Genomic DNA, 21,081 nt, shown 5'->3' with positions numbered 1-21,081 from the left:
TCATGGTCTGCTTTTTGAACCCTAATTCAGCCCTTGCAGGTGGTGATGTCGTCCATTGTTTTGATCACAAGTGTGCTGACGGAATTCCGGCTTGAGATCCCGATCGTCGTTTTGCTGACCTTAATTTTTCTTCAGGACGGGTACAGATCTGGATTGCCCAACCTGCCTTATCTTTCTTTTCTTGATTCGATCGATGTCATTGCCTATCTGATATCCAATGTCAGTTTTGGTTTGGTTTTGTATCTCGAAGACCTCAAATCCCGTCGTGATCGGGCACGCCAATGTGCGTCAACAGCACCGGATGTCTGCTCGAATTCGTCGTCTGGAGCAGATCTGGCCACCGGTGTCTCTCACGGTGATGGTGTTGCTGTCGGTCTTCAGCTGGTTTCTGCTCTAAGTCAGCCCCTCAGGGTCCCTACGGGTCGCTGCCGAGGAACACCAGGTCGATGCTGTTTGGCTGGCCCTCTTGAATCGGCCCAGTTCGTTTCAACTCCGCCACGAGACAGTTCAGTGTGATGTCCGGCGCGATGTTCTGCATGGCCTTCACGAGCCAGCTCGCCGCCATGAACCCTGCCAGGCTGATGAAATCAAAGTCGCTGTCGGCCTGCTGGCGCCGGAGCAACCGCTGATAGTCAGCCACGTCCGGATGGCGTCCATCCCAGGGGAAGGGAACCACTTGGGTTACACCCACGCCGTAAGCCGCAGCTTGAGGCAGGTCTTCAAACAATGCCTTGGTGCCTGTTGGTGAAATCGTCATCAGCTGGGGGCGGCTTCCCATGCGATGCAGATTGTTCACCAGTGACGCCATCGTCATTGCTGAGGGAAATCACCACCAGCGCATCGGGATTCACGGCAGCTAGTTGTTTGGAGGCCTCAAGGGTGTCGATTGAATTTCGAGGCAGAGGAGCTGTGCCGATTGCGGCCAGGCCGAAGGTTCCAAGGCCTCTGTGGTACTCGCCAAGACATCCTTCCCATAGGCATCGTTCTGATAGGCCACACCGATTCGGACGAAACCGTCATTCATGAGATGTTTGACGATGCGTTGCGCTTCCTCCGCGTAGCTGGCACGGAAATGCAGCAATTCCGATTTGGCCGGTGGGCGCAGCGAACTGGCTCCGGTCAGCGGGGCCACCACCTCCCTCCCCGCTGCTATTGCAGTGGGGAGCGAGGCATGAGTGGTTGGTGTGCCGAAGTAGCCAAACAGCGCCAGGACCTCAGGCTCCTGCACAAACAGGCGGGTGTTGCGCAGAGAGGGGTCTGGTATGTAGCCGTCATCGAGACACCAGATCTTGACCGGTCGACCTGCAATCCCTCCGCGGGCATTGACATCGCGCAGTACAGCATCGATTCCCATGCTGAATTGACGGGCCTTATGGCCAGAAGGACACTTCAGAGGAAGGGACTGGGCCAGCAACCAGGGTGTTGGTGTCGTCTCAGCTCAGCAGAAGGTCGAGGTGATGGGCCACCCGTTGCACAGCCGCTTTCGCAGTTGCATAGGCCATCCGCATCGGCCCGATCAGGGCAACCTGTCCAATCCCGTCTGCACCGCAGTGGTAAGGGGCTTGCACCACTGAACAAGTCTGCAGGGCGATCTGAGGATGTTCATCTCCGATCCATACCCGGGACGTCGAAGCATGTTCAACGAGGGCTGCCGGTTGATCATCAATCAGCTCCAGCAGCGGTTTCAACTCATTGGCGCTTCTGAATTCCGGTTCAGCCGCCAACCGAGACAACCCATGCACGACCACCTGCTGGTCAACAGGGGGTGATCCCTGCTCAATGGCGCTGCGAAGCAGGGCTCCACTCCGCTGAAGCTGGGGTGGAAGCGAGCCCCAGTTCAGGGAGCCGTCCTCCAGCTGTTGATCGGTCCAGCGTTCGATCGCGCTGAGTTCGTCTTCCGCGCCGTGGGGAAGGCGAAGGTTGAGCTGCCGGCCGCGTCCCCCCGCTTCAACGAGCATCACCAGCAAGCGATCTCCACTGGAGGCCAGGCGAATGGCCTCGAGCGACGACGTTGGACGGACAGGCCTGGTGATCAGGCTCATCAGTCCTGTGAAATCCGTTAGTCGGCGAGCCAGCTGCCGCATGAGATCATCAAGTGCTGCCCAGCGCAGACTGATGCCGGTCAGTTCCCGTTCGAGATGTTGAACCGCTGCGCCCGGTTCGGGCAGGAGGCAATCCACGTAATGGCGATAGCCAAGGGGGCTGGGGACGCGACCAGCGGAGGTATGTGGTTGTGTAAGTAACCCGCGCTGCTCCAGAGCTCCCATGGCAGAGCGGATCGTGGCGGAGCTCACCGGAATTCCGAAGCGTTGGATCAGGGTGCGGCTGCCGACCGGTTCAATCGTGTCCACATAGTGATGAACCGTGGCCTGAAGCACGTCTCGTTGCCGGGCTGACAGGGGTTTCATTCAGTAGCGGGGAACGGAGGGGTCGACCTCCAAGCTCCATGCATCAATACCTCCCACAAGGTTCCACACTTCCAGTCCCCAGTTCTGTTCCAGCAGCCACAGACCGAAGTGGTGACTGCGAACTCCGGCATGACACAGCACCACCAGCGGTTGTTCTTGCAACAACGTTTGCTGCAGGGCCCCAAGCCATTCCTGGGAGCGGCTCAGGGGAAGGTGCACAACCTCCCCTGGGAAGGGGGCGAGAGCGAGTTCCTGGTCTTCTCTGACATCCACTAGAAGCGGGGCAGTGGCCGCGGAATCGTTCAGCCAGCGCTGCAGTTCGGCTGCTGTGATCGGTTGGGGTTGGGCGCTCGTCATGGCGACATTCTGCGGGGATGGATGAAGATGAGACATCCGTGATTGCTGGCCCATGAAGGCCCGCCCCTTTTTCACGTCCCTGACGGCTGTCCTGTTAGCCCTCCTGGCGCTGACATCCGGGCTGCTCTGGGGAATGGAACAGCGCAGTCCATTGCAGCTGGCTTCTCAGCCTTTGCATCTTCCTCGGGCCGCTCAGTTTGTCCCCCGTGATGCCGATCTCTCTCTGCACTGGATGGCGGACCCGACGCGTCTTCCCTCCCTTGCGCAGGCTGTGGTGTCCCCATCGAATCGACGGGCTGCCCGCGACGGTGCAAGCCGCTGGCGCGATGGGGCCTTCGCTCTGGCCGGTCTTGATTTCGATGATGAGCTTGCGAGCTGGCTGGGATCTGAGTTGAGCCTGACGCTCATCGATGCCAGCAGGGAGCACCCTGCACCTGGCTGGGTCCTGGGGATGACCAGTCGCAGTCCCGATGGAGCGCGTCGTTTCCTGCAGCGGTTCTGGCAGACCCGCAGTTTTGCCGGCACCGATCTGCTGGCCCGTGATTACCGCGGGGTCGGGGTGATCAGTGGTCAGGGCGCTCTTTTGGGGCGTGATCCCCAGCCGCTCGCCACCGCTCTGATCGATGACGACCTTCTGTTGCTCGCTTCAGGCAGAGGCGTGTTGGAGGCGGCGCTGGATATCTCCCAACTCCCGGATCAGCATCAGGTTGGCGATCAGCAGCTGCAGAGGTTGATCGATCGCTTCGGCGACGGAATCGCAGTGATGACGGCCTCGCCACGGGCGATGAACCATTGGTTGGGTTTGCCGTCGTCTGTTGTGGATCGAAAGGATCTCGAGGGGATGGTCGCCTCCTTCATGCCAGAGGGTGCAGACCTCAACGTTGACGCGGTGCTTCGTTTCCAGGAGCGAATCGATTCAGCGGAGTGGCCGGTGGTCGAGGACCTCACGCTCCATGCCGGCGGTCGTGCATCGGCCCTCGCCTTGCTGCAGAATCCCGCGCGATTGCTTGACCCTGCGGAGCTTCATCCGCTTGCCCAGTGGTTCGGTCCAGCACTGAGGTCAGCTCTCTCCAGTCGTGAGGCGGTCAAGGCGATCCTCAGTGAAGACCACGGCCCCGTGCTCTGGACCGAGCAGGCAGAAGGTTGGTTGCTTGCGAGTCCCCCGGGTCAGCCCGAGGTTGAAGAGGTGAGTGACCAGCTGGCGGCGGAGGGCCTTGTCCGTTCTGAGCTGCCCGATGACGATGACATGCTTCAGGTTTGGACGCGGCTGGAACGGCAGCGTGGTCGGGCGGAGGGCCTGCAGGCACGTCTTGCCCTGGTCAACGTTCTGGATGAGGGGCGGAACTGGTGGGGCGAAACGATCACGGTGCTCAAGCAGCGCTCCGATGGCCGGGGGCTGCAGCCGCGCCTGCGTCAGTGGGAGCGGCTGCAAGCCAGGCACGATCCCAGCCAGGCGATGTTGCTTGCTGCTGAACCAGCCCAGTCTCTGATTGCTGGCTGGCGCCCTTGGAGCCTTCTGCAGGCACTGGGTGGACAGCCTCTGCAGGCTCGGATTCAGGGCCTGGTTCTGGCGGCTGAGCTGGATGAGCAGATGGGCGAGGAATCGCTGCTGCCCGTGCATGCCCGTTTGGAATTCGGTTGAGTGCTGTTGCATGGATCTCTTCTTGCTCCGTCATGGCATCGCTGAACAGCGCATCGACGGCCTTGATCATCCGGAACGTGCCCTCACTTGCGAGGGGATGGCGCGCACGGCCGCCGTTGCCAGGTCGCTGGTGAACCGTGGCGTTCAGATTGATCTGCTCCTCACCAGCCCCTTTCGGAGGGCAGTTGAAACGGCACAAATCGCCATGGACGCGGGCTTGGCATCCGAGCTGCGCGTGGAAGCAGCGCTCGAGCCGGGGGGCTCCGTTGATGTGCTTGTCAGGAACCTCTGCGGTCGTGTCTGCTTGGTGGGTCATGAGCCGGACCTCAGCGCCCTGGCAGCGCGTTTGCTCCGGCTCCCACCGGCCGGGCTCACGCTCAAAAAAGCCGGACTTCTGCAGCTTCGTCGTCAGCCGTTTGGCTGGGAGTTGAGAGCCCTGCTACGACCTGGGTTGCTGCTCGACCCATCCGCTTAGGTTGCATTCAGTGGCATTGGTGTGTTGGCTCAGCAGCCTCAGGGAGACCTGCGTCATGCACGCACCGGCATTGAATTGAGACCGGGCCTGGATGGCGTGCCCGCAACCCAGTCCGCGATCTGCGACATCGACGGTGAGAAAGGACTGCTCACCTATCGGGGTTATCCGATGCAGGATCTGGCTGCTAACAGCAGCTTTCTGGAAACCGCCTTTCTGTTGATTTGGGGTGACCTGCCATCGCGGCAGCAGTTGGGTGCCTTTGAGAAAGAAGTGCAGATGCATAGGCGGGTCAGTTTTCGGGTTCGCGACATGATGAAGTGCTTCCCTGCCAGCGGTCATCCCATGGATGCGCTGCAGTCCAGCGCTGCGTCCTTGGGGTTGTTTTATTCGCGGCGGGCCATTGATGATCCGAGTTGCATCTACAAGGCCGTCGTCCGACTGATCGCCAAAATTCCCACGATGGTGGCGGCGTTTCAGCTGATCCGGAAGGGACAGGACCCGATCCAACCGAGGGACGACCTGGCCTATTCCGCGAACTTCCTGTACATGCTCACGGAACGTGAGCCCGACCCTCTGGCGGCTCGAATCTTTGACCGTTGCTTGATGCTCCACGCTGAGCACAGCCTTAACGCCAGTACCTTCAGTGCGCGCGTTACTGCCAGCACCCTCACCGACCCATATGCGGTTGTCGCCTCCGCTGTCGGTACCCTGGCGGGCCCTCTCCACGGTGGCGCCAACGAAGACGTTCTCGCCATGCTCGAGGAGGTTGGATCACCGGAGAATGCCGGCGCTTATCTCGATTCGGCGATTGCCGCCAAACGAAAGGTGATGGGGTTTGGGCATCGCGAGTACAAGGTCAAGGATCCGCGGGCGGTCATCCTCCAGGTCCTGGCCGAGGAGATGTTCGACCGCTTCGGTCACGACCATCTGTATGACGTGGCCCGCTCCATCGAACAGGAAGCTGAATCCAGGCTTGGGCCAAAGGGGATCTATCCCAACGTCGATTTCTATTCAGGCCTCGTTTATCGAAAACTCGGGATTCCACGGGATCTGTTCACTCCGGTTTTCGCCATCGCCAGGGTGGCTGGCTGGTTAGCCCACTGGCGCGAGCAGCTCGGTGCCAATCGTATTTTTCGTCCGTCACAGATCTATTCCGGTTCGGAACCACGGTCATGGTCGCCGATCGATGAGCGTGCATCGGCTCCTGCCGCTTAAGTTGCAGGGACTTCAGGCAACGCCATGGTGAGCCCGGGACTGGACTTGGAAGGGAGTTTCAGCCAGGCATTGCAAGCTTTCGGCCTGTCAGCTGAGGCAGCGCGACTGCTCTGGCTTCCATTGCCGATGCTGCTCGTGCTGGTGGCAGCAGTCGTCGGCGTTCTGGTCTCGGTATGGCTGGAAAGGAAGATTTCAGCGGCGGTTCAACAGCGGATCGGTCCCGAATACGCCGGAGCGCTCGGTATCCTCCAGCCCTTGGCTGATGGTCTAAAGCTGCTCGTCAAAGAGGACATCATTCCTGCCAGGGCCGACAGCTTGCTGTTCACGCTTGGCCCAGTCCTGGTTGTCGTTCCGGTGATCGTCTCCTGGCTGATCATCCCCTTTGGTCAGAGTCTGCTGATCAGCAATGTGGGTGTCGGAGTCTTCCTGTGGATCTCCTTCAGCAGCATCCAGCCCATTGGTTTGCTGATGAGCGGTTATGCCTCCAACAACAAATACTCACTTCTAGGTGGTCTGCGAGCCGCGGCCCAGTCGATCAGTTACGAGATTCCACTTGCCCTGGCGGTGCTTGCCATCGTGATGATGAGCAATTCACTCAGCACCGTCGATATCGTCGATCAGCAGACCGGTGTCGGCATTCTGAGCTGGAACATCTGGCGGCAGCCCGTTGGTTTTCTGATCTTTTGGATCTGCGCACTTGCTGAATGCGAACGCCTTCCGTTCGATCTTCCTGAAGCCGAAGAGGAATTGGTTGCCGGATATCAGACCGAGTACGCGGGCATGAAGTTCGCGCTCTTTTACCTAGCGGGCTACATCAATCTCGTGTTGTCTGCCCTGTTGGTTTCGGTGCTTTACCTCGGGGGCTGGGGTTTTCCGATTCCAGTGGAGTGGCTAGCCGGATTGCTGGGTCAATCCGTGGATGCTCCGATCGTGCAGGTGATCACCGGTTCGGTCGGCATCGTGATGACTGTGCTCAAGGCCTATCTGCTGGTGTTTGTTGCGATCCTGCTGCGCTGGACTACTCCTCGGGTGCGGATCGATCAACTGCTTGATCTCGGCTGGAAGTTTCTGCTTCCCCTCTCCCTTGTCAATCTGCTGGTGACAGCAGCTCTCAAGTTGGCATTCCCAGTCGCATTCGGCGGCTGATCTCTCTTGTCGGCGTCTGGCCCGTCATCATGGGCGCAGCGTCCTGAACCTTCTCTTTCAGATCTCCAGCCCATGTTCGGATTTCTCAGACAGGTCGGTGACTACACCCGGGATGCTGTTGATGCAGCACGCAATCTTGCCCAGGGTTTCGCGGTTACGTTCGACCACATGAAGCGCCGCCCTGTGACGGTGCAATACCCCTACGAAAAGCTCATTCCATCCGAGCGATACCGGGGAAGAATTCACTACGAATTTGATAAGTGCATTGCCTGCGAAGTGTGTGTGCGTGTCTGTCCCATCAATCTGCCGGTGGTGGATTGGGTCATGAACAAGGCAACCAAGAAGAAGGAGCTGCGCAATTACTCCATCGATTTCGGTGTTTGTATTTTCTGCGGCAACTGTGTGGAGTACTGCCCGACCAACTGCCTCTCGATGACGGAAGAATATGAATTGGCGTCCTTTGATCGCCACAGCCTTAACTACGACAATGTCGCCCTTGGACGGTTGCCCACAAGCGTGACCACCGATCCTTCTGTTCAGCCGCTCCGAGAGTTGGCTTACCTCCCTGCCGGTGAGGTGTCTCCCCACGGTGTGTCTGCAGATCGGCCCAGGGCCGGGCGTCTGCCTTCTGAGGTTCTGGAAACCTTGACACCCCCCGCTAAATCTTCGGGCAAAGATGGGGCACAATCAGCCCAGACGGCAGAGGAGACCAACGCATGACCATTGCGGGGACTACAGAGCTCGTCTGTTTTTTGGTGCTTGCGGCTGTTGTCGTGGCCGGCTCCCTGGGGGTGGTGCTTCTCAGCAACATCGTCTATTCGGCGTTCCTGCTTGGGGGGGTGTTCATGGCAGTGGCAGGGTTGTATCTGCTGCTCAATGCCAGCTTCGTTGCAGCCGCTCAGGTGCTTGTTTACGTCGGGGCGATCAATGTCCTGATCCTGTTCGCGATCATGCTCGTGAACAAGCGTGAGGACCTGAAGGCGATCGCCAATCTCACCACGCGCCGTGTGGTGTCAGCAGGGGTTTGCCTTGGCTTGCTTGCTCTTCTTGTGCGTGTTGTGGTGACCACACCCTGGAACCTCCCGGGTCCTGCAGCTGTTGGGGAGGAGGCCACGGCACGTATTGGAGAACATCTGTTCACGGATTACCTTCTTCCTTTCGAACTCGCCTCCGTCTTGCTGTTGATGGCCATGATCGGAGCCATCGTGCTGGCCCGCCGAGATGTTCTTGCAACAGATGTTGTCACCGGCGAAGTTGCAGATCAGGGCCTGATTGAGAAATCCAGTACTCCGCTTCTGCTCGAGCGGCCCTCGTCCTAATTCCTAATCCTGCACCTGAAATCGATGGTTGACTTCATTAATGAAATGCCTTCCCTTCAGGCCTACCTGCTGCTCGCGGCACTGCTTTTCTGCATTGGAGTTTGGGGATTGATTAACAGCCGCAATGCTGTGCGGGTGTTAATGAGCATTGAATTGATGCTCAACGCTGTGAATATCAATTTGATGGCCTTCTCCTCGTATGTGGATGGAGACCTCATTCGCGGCCAGGTTTTTGCCGTGTTTGTGATCACTGTTGCAGCCGCAGAAGCTGCTGTTGGTTTGGCCATTTTGCTGTCGCTTTATCGCAACAGAGTTACCGTCGATATGGAGCAGTTCAACCTGCTCCGCTGGTAACTCGCCGCGACCGGTTCGATGCGTCTCGAGAGGGTCTGGGTGATCTATCGGGCTGACAGCCCCCCGGCCCAGAGAGAAGCCCGCCAATGCGCCAGGGAACTTGAGCAGATTGGTGTCGAGGTTGTCACGGCGATGTCAGGAGCACGGGTCAACCCATTCCCGGGCTTGCTGGCGATGCACGACGCCATGCCAGATCTCGCTGTTGTGCTCGGTGGAGACGGCACGGTGCTCGGCGCAGCCCGACATCTTGCGGTGCATGACATCCCAATCCTGAGCATCAATGTTGGGGGTCACCTGGGATTTCTGACCCACGACCGTCGTGTGTTGCGTGGTGATCAGATCTGGCAGCGATTGATTGACGACCAGTACGCCCTGGAACGTCGCATGATGCTTCAGGCGATGGTCGATCGGCGCAGCGCCCAGGAGCGTGCATCATGCGCAGCACCGCTGCAGGTGCTGGATGTGGAGGATGACGATGAGCATCACTGGGCCCTTAATGACTTCTACATGAGGGCGTATCGGGACGAGATCTCGCCGACCTGCACGCTCGAACTGGAAATTGACGGTGAAGTGGTTGATCAGATGCGTGGAGATGGTCTGATTCTCTCGACCCCCACGGGCTCTACTGGCTACGCCTTAGCGGCCGGTGGTCCAATCCTCCATCCAGGGATCGATGCGATTGTTGTCGCCCCGATCTGCCCGATGAGTCTTTCCAGCCGCACACTGGTGATTCCACCGCGGGCACGGCTAGTGATCTGGCCTCTAGGAGATGCCGACAACCGGATCAAATTGTGGAAAGACGGTGTTGGCTGCACAGTTCTTGAGCCCGGTGAATGTTGTGTGGTGAAGCAGGCGCGTCATCACGCTCTGATGGTGCTGCTGAATCAAAGTCCGTCCTATTACCGAACCCTTGCCCACAAGTTGCACTGGGCAAGCAGCTTGACAGCGTCCCAACCATCGGAGAATTGACGGTGGCTCTTGAGATTGAGCGTCGGTTTCTCGTGGTGGGTGATGGCTGGCGGCTGTTGGTTGGCCCTCCTCAGGCTCTGCGGCAGGGATATGTGGTTTCCAGCGCCGATGGGGTAACTGTGCGTGTTCGTCGCACTGGTGCGGGTCAGGCTTGGTTGACGCTCAAGGCAGCGGCGGATGCCTGTGGCCTGGTTCGTCATGAATTCGAATACCCAATCCCAGAAGAGGATGCCGAAGGGCTGTGGCAACTCGCTCCGGATCGTCTTGAAAAGACGCGTTTCCATCTGGATCTACCAGGCGGGGAGTGGATTGTGGATTGCTTCGAGGGAGACAATGCCCCATTGGTTCTGGCCGAAGTGGAGTTGCCGGCTGTGGATGCAGACCTTTCAATTCCAGCGTGGTGTGGATTGGAGGTGACCGGGGATTCCCGCTGGTCCAATGCGTTGCTTGCAGCCAAGCCAATCCAGAGCTGGACCGCTACGGACCGCTGCCGGTATGGCCTGGCCTGAGCCCAAGGCCTGGAAAGCTCTTTGGATTTCCTTTAGATTTGAGAGGTCCGAATCACCTCCTCGGAACTCATGGTCGGTCTGTACGACAGAGAAGGAGTTCTCCGTTTTGTGGGAACCACCGCTGAAGCCTGCCTCGATTACGCCACTCTGTTTGAAATACAGCTGACATCTGGGTCGCTCCAGAACCTGCCGGAGCCCATGGCCGTCAGGAGCCGGGGTGCTCGCTGTCCGGAAGTGCGCAGCAATTAAAGCCATCACGGCAAATTCTGCCGTTGTCCATCGCCCAGTTCAGCAGCGCAACCCGGTTTTTCGATCCCGTCTTGGTGAAGACGTTGCTCACGTGGTTGTCGACTGTGCGTTTGCTGATCGTCAATCGGTCAGCGATTTCCTGGTTGGTCAGTCCCTCTGCCACCAATTCAATGATTTCGATCTCGCGAGTCGAGAGGGAAATGCTGAGTGGATCGGACGATTCTGCGGATGTCATGGTCCACTCGCCCTCTATCCACATGTTAAGCCCCTGCCGAGAAGTTGATCCTCCATAGTGGTTTGCTGAAGCAGAAAAAGTGTGGGGTCAGCGCTGAAGTGCGCTCTTGAAGCTGGTGGCATCGCTGTAACAGCGGAAGTGATGCCACCTCGTGGCGGTGATCCCAGCCACTCGCTCGCCATGGCTGCCTGTCTCAAAGGCCGGGTTCATGCCATCAACGTGACTGACGGAAGCCGTGCGGTGATGCGTATGAGCAGCCTGGCGTTGTGCAGGCTCCTGCTGGATGCCGGGCTGGAACCTGTGTTCCAGATGGCCTGTCGAGATCGCAACAGGATCGCCCTGCAGGCTGATCTGCTCGGTGCCCACGCCCTGGGAATCCGCAATCTCTTGTGTCTGACCGGTGATCCTGTTCGGGCTGGGGATCAGCAGGAGGCTCGGCCGGTAAATGAATTTGAATCCATCAAGCTCTTGAACCAGGTGTCTGCGTTCAACCGTGGACAAGATCCTGTCGCGGGTGCGTTACCAGACGGTGCCACGGAGCTTTTTCCAGGGTGTGCCGCCGATCCTCAATGCCCGAGTTGGACTGGTCTGCAACGTCGCCTGACGCGTAAACAAGAGGCCGGTGCCCGTTTCATTCAGACCCAGATGGTGATGGATCCCGATGCCCTTGAGCGATTTCAACGAGAGTTGGCCGGCCCAATGCAGATGCCGGTGCTCGCCGGGGTGTTTTTGTTGAAATCAGCGAAGAACGCGATGTTCATCAACCGCGTCGTTCCGGGTGCATCGATTCCCGATCATCTTGTACGGCGACTGGCGGAATCTCGGGATCCTGCTGCAGAGGGGATCGCGATTGCGGCTGAGCAGGTGAAGCGCTATCTCGGCCTTGTTCAGGGGGTTCACCTGATGGCAGTGAAGGCTGAAGACAGAATCCCCAGAATTCTTGATCTGGCTTCCCTCAGCTTGCAGCCGGCGTGAGATCGGTTCCCAGCAGTTCTGCCATTGCTTTTTGCTGAGGGGATGGTTCCACCAGGTCCTGGCGACGGGCATCGGTGATTAACCAGTCGAGGGCTGCTTCCTGAAGGTCGAAATGACCTCCATCCCTGCCAACGCAGTAGCGACCGAAGACGAGTTTTTCGACCAGCTGAACGCCTGCGCCAATCCTTGAGTAGTCGAAGATGATCGAGTTATCGATCGTGGCCCCTTCGCAGATGTGACAGCTCGGACCAATCATGGAGGGGCCAATGATTGTTGCTCCGTCTTCGATTTTGGTCATTCCGCCTACATAGACCGGTCCTTTCACGTCGATCTTTTCCCAGTCCGCGGCAACGTTGAGGCCGGTGTAAACACCGGGGCGGACTTCCTTCCCGGGGATGCCAACCTGCCGGACGTCGCCGAGAAGAACGCTGCGGATCGCCTGCCAGTAATCAGGCACCTTGCCGATATCCACCCATTCGAAATCCATTGGTATGGCATAGAAGGGGGCACCCAGACTCGCCAATTTCGGGAACAGATCCGAGCCGATATCGAAGGACACACCGGACGGAATGTGGTCGAAAATTTCCGGTTCGAAGATATAGATCCCGGTATTGATCGTGTCGCTGAGGGCTTCCTCGATCGATGGTTTTTCCTGGAAAGCAGAGATGCGGTCTTCGGCGTCGGTGACAACAACGCCATAGCTGCTGACCTGATCCTTCGGGACTCGCTTCGTCACCAGGCTCGCAAGAGCTCCTTTTTCACGATGGAGGCGCACGGCCTCGGTGAGATCGAGATCAATCAGCGCGTCGCCGCAGAGCACCACAAAGGTGTCATCGAAGAAGTGCTGAAAATCCTGAATTTTCTTTAGACCACCGGCAGACCCAAGGGCATTGCCGATCAATTCACCATCTTCAATCCGACCCTCAAAGCTGTATGCAATTTCAACCCCAAAACGCTGACCGTCTCGGAAATAATTTTCAATCTCTTCGGCGAGGTGAGACACATTGACCATCACCTCTGCAAATCCATGCTCCTTGAGCAACTCAAGGAGAAATTCCATCACAGGCTTCTGCAGGATGGGAATCATGGGTTTGGGGATCACATGGGTGATCGGTTGAACCCTCGTTCCCTTGCCGGCCGCCAGAATCATCGCCTTCATCGGCGTGGGGGCATTGAAGGATGGTGAACATTAAACCGTGCCTCAAGCCGCCAAGGTGCTTCGGGTCGGCCCGGAAGCTGGCACCTCGAGATTCTTGATTGGCAGCTGGGTGACCGATCCAGCCGGGGACAACCGTCTCAACTGAAGGGGAGAATGCAGCCAACCTTCCTGATGCAATTCCACCCGCCCCTGGGAGGAGAGGAACAGCAGCGCCCAAAACACTCCAACGCGATCTGTGTCGAGATCAGATGCGGCGGCCCCGCGCCATTGGATCACCAGGTGTTCGAAATCGATCCACTCAAGGGCAGCGTCCCAGCCATTGAGAAACACACCCATCGCTGCGGTGGTTTCGGGCAGCTTTTCCCGATGGGCCAGACCAGCAACCTGCGCGATCGCCTCCCGGTTGCTGTATCGCTTCTGGCGCTGCCGGCGCCGTTGCTGGAGTTCATCTGATTCGAGCTGTTCGGCAATTGATTCCAGCTGCTCGATCAGTTCGCCAAGGGTGACGGGACGCCGTAGGGGCGGCGGCGCCACAGGCCGACGTTGGAGATGGCGTTCGGGGCGTCGGGGGAGATCAAACACCGGATCCAGCCAGCCCTGGTCTTCAATCTCGGGTTCGAAGCCATCTTCCAGCTCCTCAACTGCCGGAAGCATGCTGGTTTCAAGCATTTCTGCTTTGAGGCCTACCAGCACGGAGGCGGCCAGAAAGGCTTCGCTGCTGTCGGCCAGATCCTGCTCGTAGCTTCCACCGCGCCGTTCGAGAACCGCCGCGACCTGCTTCGGAACAGCGATCCTTTGGCTCAACTGATCAAGGAAGCCATCGATCACTGCGATCACATCTACATCCCAGGGATCAAGTTCTCCCCGTTCCGCTGCATCCTGAAGCAGGCGGATGGCCAGCCTGGCGCCGACATCGGCTTTTGCGCTGACTCCAACCTGCTGCAACGGGATGCCATCACTGGCTGAAACCTATCGATGCAGGCCGGTGGATGCCAGTGTTGATGGGCTTGATGTTCAGCTGGAGCTGCTTTCGTCGCTGCTCTCGGTGCTGCTTGCTGTTGTTGAGGGAAGCAGCCCCAGCTGGGTCTCCACTGTGGAGCGATAGCGACTGAGATCGGTTTCTAGCTCCTGAATCCTCACCTGTTGTGCTTCGAATTCACTGGCTTTGCCCAACTGGTCGACGTTGTTGAGCATTCCGGTCCAGGCTGCGAAAAACCAGGCGGATACTGCTCCGATTCCAGCGATCAGCAGAAGCAGGCTGGCGAGGGGGAGGGTGTACTGCAGGCCGGGCAGTATGTGGATGGTTGTCGGGGCGGTGTTCTCCAGCGTGAAGAACACCATCAACAGACCGAAGGCGAAGATCAGGCCGAAATTGATCTGGCGCATGACGGATGCCGATTGCGTCTAGGAACTTAAAGACATCTTTTGGCATCGTCCCTGCGGGGGGGAACAACCTCGCACTTGTTTACGCGATAGGAATCGAGGGGGCGTTCAACAACGCAGGCACAGAGGGCTGATTGCGAATGATCGGTGCTGTCGGCTGCGTGATGCGCTCCATTGCATCCACGTTCCGAGTGACGAGCGCTTCGATCGAGGTTCGGTAGCTGTCCGTCATCAGCCTTGGGTACAGACCAATGCCGATGATCGGCACCAGCAGGCAACCGATGATGTAAACCTCACGCGGCTCTGCATCCACCAGGTTGGTGTGGGAGACCAGTTCTGCTTTCTCCTTTCCGAAGAAGATCTCTCGAAGCATCGAGAGCAGATAAATCGGTGTGAGGATCACGCCCACGGCCGCCAGGCCGCAGATCACCACGCGGAACGGCAGTGTGTAGGCCTCATCGGTGGCGAAACCTGCGAAGACCATTAATTCGCTCACGAACCCGCTCATGCCAGGCAAAGCCAAGGAGGCGAGGGCACACACGGTCCAGAGGGCGAACATGACACGCATCTTCTGGCCAACGCCACCCATCTCGTCGAGCAGAAGGGTGTGCGTGCGGTCGTAGGTGGCGCCCACGAGAAAGAAGAGACTGGCACCGATCAGACCGTGGCTGATCATCTGGAGCATCGCTCCACTGGTTCCGAGAGCGCTGAAACTGCCCACACCAATGAGCACGAAGCCCATGTGGCTGATAGAGCTGTAGGCAATCTTGCGTTTGAGGTTGCGCTGGGCAAAGGACGTCAGTGCGGCATAAATGATGTTCACCACCCCAAGCACGATCAGCAGTGGTGCGAACTGGGCATGGGCCGCCGGCAACAGTTCGCAGTTGAAACGCAGGAGGGCGTAACCACCCATCTTCAAAAGGATCCCCGCCAACAGCATGTGGACCGGAGCTGTGGCTTCTCCATGGGCATCGGGAAGCCAAGTGTGAAGCGGCACGATCGGGAGCTTCACTCCGAAGGCAATGAGAAGTCCGGCGTAGCAGAGCAACTGGAACCCTGCACCGAAGTCTTTCGCTGCAAGTGCGGTGTATTCAAAGCTGGGTGTGCCACCCCCGAAGAAACCCATCGCCAGGGCAACCAACAGGATGAACAGCGAACTTCCCGCGGTGTAGAGGATGAATTTCGTGGCCGCATACTGTCTTTTTTTTCCTCCCCAGATCGCTAGCAGCAGGTAGACGGGAATCAACTCCAGCTCCCAGGCGAGGAAGAAGAGCAACATGTCCTGCACTGCGAAAACTGCGATCTGGCCGCCGTCCATGGCGAGCAGCAGGAAATAAAACAGACGTGGCTTGAAGCTCACCGGCCATGCCGCAAGACAGGCCAGGGACGTGATGAAGCTGGTTAGCAGAATCAGCGGCATCGAGAGCCCGTCGGCGCCCACGGCCCAGGTGAGGCCGAGATCGGGTAACCAGCTCACCCGTTCTGAAAGCTGCAGTCCGCTCACGCTTGGGTCGTAGCCGGTGAGGTAGGCAGCGACTGTGATCAGAAACGTGATCAGGGTGACAATCAGGGCATACCAGCGGATCTGCTTGCCATCACCTGAATCGGGGATGAAGGGCACCAAAAGAGCCCCAACGATCGGTAACAGGATCGAAATACTCAGCCAGGGAACAGTGGCACTCACAGGTTCCGTCAGACCGGCGACGGCAAACTCAATCACTGTCTTGCCTGTTTTTCACGTGCCAGAACTGTAGAAATGCCAGCCGTTGTGTCATCTGCTCGATAGGCGATGACACACACAGCGAGCAGGTTGTCCTATCAGGTGATCGGGCCACCGAGAACACCGAAGAGAACAACCAGACCGATCACTCCGGCAAAGACGATCAAGGCATAGAACTGTGCACGCCCTGTTTCGAGATATTTGAGGCCCTCACCGCTGCCGAGTGTGAGCAGACCCGTGAGGTTCACCACGCCGTCTACAACCTTGGCGTCGACCTCGAGCACTTCCCTTGCCAGCTTCCGACTGCCTCTTACAAACAGTTTTTCGTTCACAGCGTCGAGATACCACTTGTTCGCGAGGAACGCATTGATGCTTGGGATGCGGCCGGCCACCAGCTGGCCTAAATCGATGCGGTGCAGGGCGTAGGCCAGCACCGCAATGGTGATGCCGGTGACTGAGATGGCGACGGAGGCGCCAGCTAGTGGGAGGAACTCTCCCCAGCTGAAGTGCTCGGCCATTTCAGCGGCTTCTTTAGGGTTGAGCAGTCCGGCGAAGCGGCTGTTCCAGGGTGTGCCAAGCAGGCCGATCAGCACAGAGGGAACCGCCAGAACTGCAAGGGGGGCGGCCATCGGCCAGGCGGATTCGTGGACGCTGCCGCCATGGGAGTGGTGTTCAGCAGGATCCTTGCCTGCAGCAGCAAGAAGCTGGCCCTGCATCGCCTCGTCATTGCCACGAAACTCCCCTTCAAATGTGAGGAAGTAAAGGCGGAACATGTAGAAGGCAGTCATGCCAGCTGTGAGAAAGCCCACCAGCCACAGCAGGGGATAGCTGTTGAAGGCCTGCCCGAGAATTTCGTCCTTGCTCCAGAAACCAGCGAGTGGGGGGATGCCGCTAATAGCCACACATCCGATCAGAAATGTGATCGAGGTGACAGGCATTTTCTTTCTCAGTCCACCCATCAGGCGCATGTCCTGGGCCAGTACGGGTTCATGACCCACCACCTCTTCCATGGCATGAATCACTGAGCCTGAGCCCAGGAAGAGCATTGCTTTGAAAAAGGCATGGGTCACCAAGTGAAAAATGCCCGCTACCGGGGCACCACAACCCATGGCCAGCATCATGTAACCGAGCTGGGACACAGTGCTGTAAGCCAGTCCTTTTTTGAGATCCATCTGGGTGAGGGCGATGGAGGCTCCCAGGAAGCAAGTAATCGTTCCCAGAACGGCGATAACCGTCTGAACAACAGGGAACTGGGTGTAAAGAGGGTCGAGCCGGGCGACGAGGAAGACACCGGCGGCCACCATCGTGGCGGCGTGGATCAAAGCTGAGATCGGAGTGGGACCCTCCATTGCATCCGGCAGCCAGACATGAAGCGGGAACTGCGCAGACTTGGCCATCGGCCCCATGAACACCAGCAGGCAGAGCAGAAGCGCAGCCCAGGGTGCAACGCTGCCGTTGCTCAGGCCCTGCTGAAGTCCGTCGGCGATCCCCTGGAAGTCAAAGCTGCCAGTGGCCCAGAACAAGCCAAGGATGCCGAGCAGAAGACCAAAGTCGCCAACCCTGTTCACCACAAAAGCTTTCTGGGCCGCGTGCGCTGCGCCATCCCGGTCATACCAGAAGCCCACGAGAAGGTAGGAGCACATGCCCACCAATTCCCAGAAGACGTAGATCTCGAGCAGATTCGGACTGATGATCAGTCCCAACATCGAACTGCTGAACAGAGCCAGGTAGGTAAAGAAGCGGACGTAGCCCTTGTCATGGGCCATATATCCATGGGAGTACACCATCACCAACAGGGCGATGGTGGTCACCAACGCCAGCATTACGGCGCCGAGTGGATCAACCACGTATCCCATCGGCAGGGTGAAACTGCCCGCACTTGCCCAGATGAAGAGGTGTTCAACGGGAGCGGCTCCCGCCAGTTGGCTGGCCAGGATCGCGTAGCTCAGCACCGCGGCGGCACCGACACAGCTGATCAGGAGAAGGGCAACCGGCTTACGCAGACGGTTCACCGTCCTGTTGAAACTGATCAGTCCAAGGCCTGTGATCACCGCACCCAGGAGTGGGAGAACGGGGATCAGCCAGGCGAGTTCTGCGGCCGAGGGCATCCGCTGTTTCCAGGTTGAGATGAGTGTAGGCAGCTCAGCCCAGAAGCCTTTCCAGTGCGGAATTGCGCACCATTTCACCGGCGCTTGGGATGAAGTGATGGGCCCACCAGAAGACCCCGACGGCGATGGCGATTCCGAGTTGGGCCGGTCGAAGAAATTCCTTCCAATCGAGCTGTTGGCGGCCGTCCAGCACTGCTGCGAAGGGAATCACCGATGTGGTGGCCTTCAGGTCGTCAAAGGCAGCTCCGAACCGGCTCTTAAGACGTCGATCCCCATGCCAGACGGCGAAGAGGTGATGCCCGATCAGCCCGATGCAGGTGACAACCATGAAGCTGCTGCCAATCCAGAGGGCATGGGTGATGCACCAAAGGATTTGTCCCACCGCCTGAGGATGGCGGGAGATGCGGATGATGCCCGTGGCATAGAGACGCACCTGTGGTTTCAGGACCGCAGGGATCTCCAGAAGGTTGTAGGTGGCGGGATAAAGGAACAGAAAGCTAACGGTGGTTCCGATCCACACCAGGGGAACCATCCCGGGCGCACCCTGAAGGTTCCAGAGCCGGATCCCGTCATAGCGGTGGGCTAGGAACCAGCCGATCACCACAACCGCGGAGGGAATGCTGGCTGTCGCAAACACCAGCCTCCAGGCCCTTGCTCCGATTACCAGTTCGGCGCGGCTGCGCAGGGCAGCACCACCGCTGTGAATGAGCGCGAACAGTATCAGCAGGATCAGCATCACAACGCTGCTGTGTTGACCGTTCATCACCCCCCAGGCTTCTTGGTGCGCTGATTCTGTTCCGCGGACGGTTCGCTTCTAAGGTTTGGGCCTTACACAGGGCTGGCGGCCCCGCATGGCTGATCTTCCTTTCACGCTTGATCAGCTGCGCATTTTGCGAGCGATCGTCAGTGAGGGGAGCTTCAAGAAAGCCGCAGACAGTCTTTACGTCACCCAGCCTGCAGTCAGTCTCCAGATTCAGAACCTCGAGAAGCAGCTGGAGGTTTCGCTGTTTGATCGGGGTGGGCGAAAGGCTCAGCTCACGGAGGCTGGCCATCTGCTGCTCAGTTATTGCGATCGGATCCTTAGCCAGTGTCACGAGGCGTGCCGTGCCTTGGAAGATCTCCACAACCTCAAGGGGGGGTCGTTGATCGTTGGTGCTAGTCAGACCACAGGCACCTATCTGATGCCGCGGATGATCGGGTTGTTCCGGCAGAAATATCCGGATGTTGCCGTTCAACTGCAGGTTCACAGCACCCGTCGCACTGGCTGGAGTGTGGCCAATGGGCAGATCGATCTGGCGATCATCGGTGGAGAGCTGCCACCGGAACTCAACGAGTTGCTTCAGGTGCTGCCCTACGCCAGTGACGAACTGGCTTTGGTGCTTCCCGTGAAGCATCCACTGTCCAGACTGGTGGAGCTCACCAAGGAAGACCTCTACAGGCTTGGTTTTGTATGCCTGGATGCCCAGTCCACCACGCGCAAGATGGTGGATCAATTGCTTGCCCGTTCAGGTTTGGATGTGCAGAGACTTCGCATCGAAATGGAACTAAATTCCCTTGAAGCGATCAAGAATGCTGTTCAGGCGGGCCTTGGTGCCGCTTTCGTTCCGGTGGTGTCCATCGAGCGCGAGTTGGCGGCTGGAACGATTCACCGCCCAGTGGTGGCGGATCTGCAGGTGAGAAGGCAGTTGAAGCTGATCACCCACCCGGCGCGTTACTGCTCCAGAGCTTCAGCCGCTTTTCGGCAAGATATTTTGCCCGTCTTCGCCAGTGCAGATAGTCCGTTGCGTCAGCTGGGAGCCAATCCGGTGCTCACGGTTCAGAACTGATCGGCTTCGGGAGTGATGCCAACCGTGTCGTCCGCGACGCCTCGCATCAGGAATTTGTTTTGGGTGATGTCGGTCTGGTAGACGCACCTCACCACGGGTTTGTCTCGAACGGACCCGATGTAGGCAAACGTGTTCATCCGTTGCTTGCACTCCCGTTCCTGTGCAGCGGTGATGGCGCCCTCTTTGCGCAGCACCGACCAGTTCTCCCGACGAATCACGCAACCTGGCTGCAGGGTCGGCTGGGTGACGAAACTGCTGGAAGGGTTGAGTGTCGTATACATCTCAATATCCATCACGAAGGCGCTGGCTCCCCACTGACGGCAAAACTCAGGATCGGGAACTGCCATGTCGAGCTGCTGGCTGCTCGCGATGTTGCCTTGATCGCCTTGGGTGGTGCTGGTGACGGCGCTGCCGATTCCGATACCGACAACAAGCACACCGGCAAGCACAGCGACGGTAAGGGTGCTGAATTGAAAAGGACCTTGACCTCCACCGCCTGGCGGGGGGCCGGGAGGCCGCCCATTTCCATTTCCACCGCGTTTGTACCGCCCCGGGTCGTATCGCCCTGGATCTCGATCTTGATAGCGGTCAAAACGCTCAGACCGTTCAGCGCGGCCTGAACGGCCGCTGCGGTTGCGATCCCCTCGCCTGTCCCGGTCGAAACGGGAACCGCTCACAGCAGCTCGGGTGTCCGCGGCAGACCCATGGAGTAATTCGTCACACGTCCGTCCGGGTTGTAGCTCAACTCTCCGGCTTGAAGCATCCGACGAATGGTCCCTTCCAGCTCTGTGCCGATGCGGCGGAGGTTGTAGTCGCTGAGCTCGCCTCCCGCATTGGCAGCCACCAGGTCTCGGAAGCGCTGTTGCACGTTTGTCAGAGCAGCCTCCGACCAGAGGAATTCGTTGTCTGGGTCGAGGTCAAGTGTCAATTGATCCGGGTCCGGCACCAGGTCATCGTTTTCAACCCTCGCCGTGAACAGTCGCACGTGTCGGGTGGTGCACTTCAGCAGGGTGTCGGCCATCGAACGCCGGT

General features: G+C 58.6%; 26 protein-coding genes. 13 read left to right on the top strand and 13 right to left on the bottom strand.

Annotated elements, in window-relative coordinates; all coding sequences use genetic code 11:
- Positions 1–265: 265 nt before the first annotated feature.
- The gene (locus tag SIB64_RS00540; protein WP_413441410.1) at positions 266–397 is read left to right on the top strand and encodes a hypothetical protein; all 132 of its coding nucleotides are present in this window, start codon (positions 266–268) and stop codon (positions 395–397) included.
- A gap of 18 nt (positions 398–415) precedes the next feature.
- Here the strand turns inward: SIB64_RS00540 and SIB64_RS00535 are convergent, their stop codons facing one another.
- Genes SIB64_RS00535 through SIB64_RS00520 form a run of 4 tightly spaced genes read right to left on the bottom strand, consistent with a single transcriptional unit; the run spans position 416 to position 2,765 of the window.
- A complete protein-coding gene (locus SIB64_RS00535; RefSeq protein ID WP_413441409.1) occupies positions 416–808 on the bottom strand; it encodes a hypothetical protein in 393 nt (130 codons plus the stop codon).
- 48 nt (positions 809–856) lie between these two features.
- Positions 857–1,414 (bottom strand): ABC transporter substrate-binding protein, encoded by a 558-nt coding sequence (locus tag SIB64_RS00530; RefSeq protein WP_413441408.1) that lies wholly within the window; start codon positions 1,412–1,414, stop codon positions 857–859.
- A 19-nt stretch (positions 1,415–1,433) separates the two neighbouring features.
- Entirely contained in the window at positions 1,434–2,408 is a 975-nt protein-coding gene (locus SIB64_RS00525) for an HrcA family transcriptional regulator (RefSeq protein ID WP_413441407.1), read from the bottom strand.
- Positions 2,409–2,765: a rhodanese-like domain-containing protein gene (locus tag SIB64_RS00520; protein WP_413441406.1), complete on the bottom strand. Its 357-nt coding sequence runs from the start codon at positions 2,763–2,765 to the stop codon at positions 2,409–2,411.
- Positions 2,766–2,817: 52 nt separating this feature from the next.
- Between SIB64_RS00520 and SIB64_RS00515 the strand changes: the two genes are divergently transcribed.
- The 10 genes from SIB64_RS00515 (at position 2,818) to SIB64_RS00470 (ending at position 10,643) form a co-directional block, all read left to right on the top strand.
- Complete coding sequence (locus SIB64_RS00515) at positions 2,818–4,407, top strand: DUF3352 domain-containing protein (RefSeq protein ID WP_413441405.1); 1,590 nt, start codon at positions 2,818–2,820, stop codon at positions 4,405–4,407.
- A 10-nt stretch (positions 4,408–4,417) separates the two neighbouring features.
- Positions 4,418–4,882, top strand: a complete 465-nt coding sequence (gene sixA, locus SIB64_RS00510; RefSeq protein ID WP_413441404.1) for a phosphohistidine phosphatase SixA — start codon at positions 4,418–4,420, stop codon at positions 4,880–4,882.
- 24 nt (positions 4,883–4,906) lie between these two features.
- Entirely contained in the window at positions 4,907–6,097 is a 1,191-nt protein-coding gene (locus SIB64_RS00505; protein WP_413441403.1) for a citrate synthase, read from the top strand.
- 27 nt (positions 6,098–6,124) lie between these two features.
- Positions 6,125–7,243, top strand: a complete 1,119-nt coding sequence (gene nuoH / locus SIB64_RS00500) for an NADH-quinone oxidoreductase subunit NuoH (RefSeq protein ID WP_413442799.1) — start codon at positions 6,125–6,127, stop codon at positions 7,241–7,243.
- A 72-nt stretch (positions 7,244–7,315) separates the two neighbouring features.
- Positions 7,316–7,963 (top strand): NAD(P)H-quinone oxidoreductase subunit I, encoded by a 648-nt coding sequence (ndhI, locus tag SIB64_RS00495; protein ID WP_413441402.1) that lies wholly within the window; start codon positions 7,316–7,318, stop codon positions 7,961–7,963.
- Positions 7,960–8,562: an NADH-quinone oxidoreductase subunit J gene (locus SIB64_RS00490; protein ID WP_413441401.1), complete on the top strand. Its 603-nt coding sequence runs from the start codon at positions 7,960–7,962 to the stop codon at positions 8,560–8,562. Before ndhI ends, SIB64_RS00490 begins: the two co-directional genes overlap by 4 nt.
- 45 nt (positions 8,563–8,607) lie before the next feature.
- Positions 8,608–8,916 carry an NADH-quinone oxidoreductase subunit NuoK gene (nuoK, locus tag SIB64_RS00485; RefSeq protein ID WP_413442798.1) on the top strand — a complete coding sequence of 103 codons (309 nt, stop codon included), beginning with the start codon at positions 8,608–8,610 and terminating at the stop codon, positions 8,914–8,916.
- An 18-nt stretch (positions 8,917–8,934) separates the two neighbouring features.
- Positions 8,935–9,885: an NAD(+) kinase gene (locus SIB64_RS00480; protein WP_413441400.1), complete on the top strand. Its 951-nt coding sequence runs from the start codon at positions 8,935–8,937 to the stop codon at positions 9,883–9,885.
- Between the two features lie 2 nt (positions 9,886–9,887).
- Positions 9,888–10,394: a CYTH domain-containing protein gene (locus tag SIB64_RS00475; protein WP_413441399.1), complete on the top strand. Its 507-nt coding sequence runs from the start codon at positions 9,888–9,890 to the stop codon at positions 10,392–10,394.
- A gap of 69 nt (positions 10,395–10,463) precedes the next feature.
- Positions 10,464–10,643, top strand: coding sequence for a hypothetical protein (locus SIB64_RS00470; RefSeq protein ID WP_413441398.1), 180 nt, complete (start codon positions 10,464–10,466; stop codon positions 10,641–10,643).
- On the opposite strand, the gene SIB64_RS00465 is transcribed toward SIB64_RS00470, so the two are convergent.
- Entirely contained in the window at positions 10,600–10,878 is a 279-nt protein-coding gene (locus SIB64_RS00465) for a helix-turn-helix domain-containing protein (RefSeq protein WP_413441397.1), read from the bottom strand. The two genes, SIB64_RS00470 and SIB64_RS00465, sit on opposite strands and share 44 nt — an antisense overlap.
- Before the next feature lie 81 nt (positions 10,879–10,959).
- Between SIB64_RS00465 and SIB64_RS00460 the strand changes: the two genes are divergently transcribed.
- A complete protein-coding gene (locus SIB64_RS00460) occupies positions 10,960–11,853 on the top strand; it encodes a methylenetetrahydrofolate reductase (protein WP_413441396.1) in 894 nt (297 codons plus the stop codon).
- On the opposite strand, the gene SIB64_RS00455 is transcribed toward SIB64_RS00460, so the two are convergent.
- The 6 genes from SIB64_RS00455 to SIB64_RS00430 form a co-directional block, all read right to left on the bottom strand.
- The gene (locus SIB64_RS00455) at positions 11,834–13,012 is read right to left on the bottom strand and encodes a sugar phosphate nucleotidyltransferase (protein ID WP_413441395.1); all 1,179 of its coding nucleotides are present in this window, start codon (positions 13,010–13,012) and stop codon (positions 11,834–11,836) included. The genes SIB64_RS00460 and SIB64_RS00455 overlap by 20 nt on opposite strands.
- Before the next feature lie 42 nt (positions 13,013–13,054).
- Positions 13,055–13,957, bottom strand: coding sequence for a segregation/condensation protein A (locus SIB64_RS00450; protein WP_413441394.1), 903 nt, complete (start codon positions 13,955–13,957; stop codon positions 13,055–13,057).
- Between the two features lie 69 nt (positions 13,958–14,026).
- Entirely contained in the window at positions 14,027–14,398 is a 372-nt protein-coding gene (locus SIB64_RS00445) for a lipopolysaccharide assembly protein LapA domain-containing protein (RefSeq protein WP_413441393.1), read from the bottom strand.
- 79 nt (positions 14,399–14,477) lie between these two features.
- Positions 14,478–16,115 carry an NAD(P)H-quinone oxidoreductase subunit 4 gene (locus SIB64_RS00440; protein ID WP_413441392.1) on the bottom strand — a complete coding sequence of 546 codons (1,638 nt, stop codon included), beginning with the start codon at positions 16,113–16,115 and terminating at the stop codon, positions 14,478–14,480.
- A 98-nt stretch (positions 16,116–16,213) separates the two neighbouring features.
- A complete protein-coding gene (locus SIB64_RS00435) occupies positions 16,214–18,223 on the bottom strand; it encodes an NAD(P)H-quinone oxidoreductase subunit 5 (RefSeq protein WP_413441391.1) in 2,010 nt (669 codons plus the stop codon).
- Positions 18,224–18,257: 34 nt separating this feature from the next.
- Positions 18,258–18,986, bottom strand: coding sequence for an NnrU family protein (locus tag SIB64_RS00430; RefSeq protein ID WP_413441390.1), 729 nt, complete (start codon positions 18,984–18,986; stop codon positions 18,258–18,260).
- A gap of 88 nt (positions 18,987–19,074) precedes the next feature.
- Here SIB64_RS00430 and SIB64_RS00425 point away from each other — a divergent pair, with 88 nt between their 5' ends.
- A complete protein-coding gene (locus SIB64_RS00425) occupies positions 19,075–20,049 on the top strand; it encodes a LysR family transcriptional regulator (RefSeq protein WP_413441389.1) in 975 nt (324 codons plus the stop codon).
- On the opposite strand, the gene SIB64_RS00420 is transcribed toward SIB64_RS00425, so the two are convergent.
- Together SIB64_RS00420 and SIB64_RS00415 are read right to left on the bottom strand one after the other, a co-directional pair.
- Positions 20,040–20,726: a DUF3172 domain-containing protein gene (locus tag SIB64_RS00420; protein WP_413441388.1), complete on the bottom strand. Its 687-nt coding sequence runs from the start codon at positions 20,724–20,726 to the stop codon at positions 20,040–20,042. The genes SIB64_RS00425 and SIB64_RS00420 overlap by 10 nt on opposite strands.
- The gene (locus SIB64_RS00415; protein ID WP_413441387.1) at positions 20,723–21,070 is read right to left on the bottom strand and encodes an NAD(P)H-quinone oxidoreductase subunit M; all 348 of its coding nucleotides are present in this window, start codon (positions 21,068–21,070) and stop codon (positions 20,723–20,725) included. The genes SIB64_RS00420 and SIB64_RS00415 overlap by 4 nt, the downstream gene beginning before the upstream one ends.
- Positions 21,071–21,081: the final 11 nt, after the last annotated feature.

The organism is Synechococcus sp. MIT S1220 (assembly GCF_047303025.1).
Taxonomy (GTDB): Bacteria; Cyanobacteriota; Cyanobacteriia; order PCC-6307; family Cyanobiaceae; genus Parasynechococcus.
Note: the sequence above shows the minus strand (reverse complement) of the source record. Positions and strands in the feature narration are given on the sequence as shown.

Coding starts and splice junctions, on each gene's coding strand:
- sixA (WP_413441404.1), top strand. CDS start 4,418: ATGGATCTCTTCTTGCTCCGTCATGGCATCGCTGAACAGCGCATCGAC.
- SIB64_RS00515 (WP_413441405.1), top strand. CDS start 2,818: ATGAAGGCCCGCCCCTTTTTCACGTCCCTGACGGCTGTCCTGTTAGCC.
- SIB64_RS00480 (WP_413441400.1), top strand. CDS start 8,935: ATGCGTCTCGAGAGGGTCTGGGTGATCTATCGGGCTGACAGCCCCCCG.
- SIB64_RS00490 (WP_413441401.1), top strand. CDS start 7,960: ATGACCATTGCGGGGACTACAGAGCTCGTCTGTTTTTTGGTGCTTGCG.
- SIB64_RS00535 (WP_413441409.1), bottom strand. CDS start 808: ATGGCGTCACTGGTGAACAATCTGCATCGCATGGGAAGCCGCCCCCAG.
- SIB64_RS00465 (WP_413441397.1), bottom strand. CDS start 10,878: ATGACATCCGCAGAATCGTCCGATCCACTCAGCATTTCCCTCTCGACT.
- SIB64_RS00415 (WP_413441387.1), bottom strand. CDS start 21,070: ATGGCCGACACCCTGCTGAAGTGCACCACCCGACACGTGCGACTGTTC.
- SIB64_RS00470 (WP_413441398.1), top strand. CDS start 10,464: ATGGTCGGTCTGTACGACAGAGAAGGAGTTCTCCGTTTTGTGGGAACC.
- SIB64_RS00525 (WP_413441407.1), bottom strand. CDS start 2,408: ATGAAACCCCTGTCAGCCCGGCAACGAGACGTGCTTCAGGCCACGGTT.
- SIB64_RS00425 (WP_413441389.1), top strand. CDS start 19,075: ATGGCTGATCTTCCTTTCACGCTTGATCAGCTGCGCATTTTGCGAGCG.
- nuoK (WP_413442798.1), top strand. CDS start 8,608: ATGCCTTCCCTTCAGGCCTACCTGCTGCTCGCGGCACTGCTTTTCTGC.
- SIB64_RS00445 (WP_413441393.1), bottom strand. CDS start 14,398: ATGCGCCAGATCAATTTCGGCCTGATCTTCGCCTTCGGTCTGTTGATG.
- SIB64_RS00435 (WP_413441391.1), bottom strand. CDS start 18,223: ATGCCCTCGGCCGCAGAACTCGCCTGGCTGATCCCCGTTCTCCCACTC.
- SIB64_RS00520 (WP_413441406.1), bottom strand. CDS start 2,765: ATGACGAGCGCCCAACCCCAACCGATCACAGCAGCCGAACTGCAGCGC.
- SIB64_RS00455 (WP_413441395.1), bottom strand. CDS start 13,012: ATGAAGGCGATGATTCTGGCGGCCGGCAAGGGAACGAGGGTTCAACCG.
- ndhI (WP_413441402.1), top strand. CDS start 7,316: ATGTTCGGATTTCTCAGACAGGTCGGTGACTACACCCGGGATGCTGTT.
- SIB64_RS00430 (WP_413441390.1), bottom strand. CDS start 18,986: ATGAACGGTCAACACAGCAGCGTTGTGATGCTGATCCTGCTGATACTG.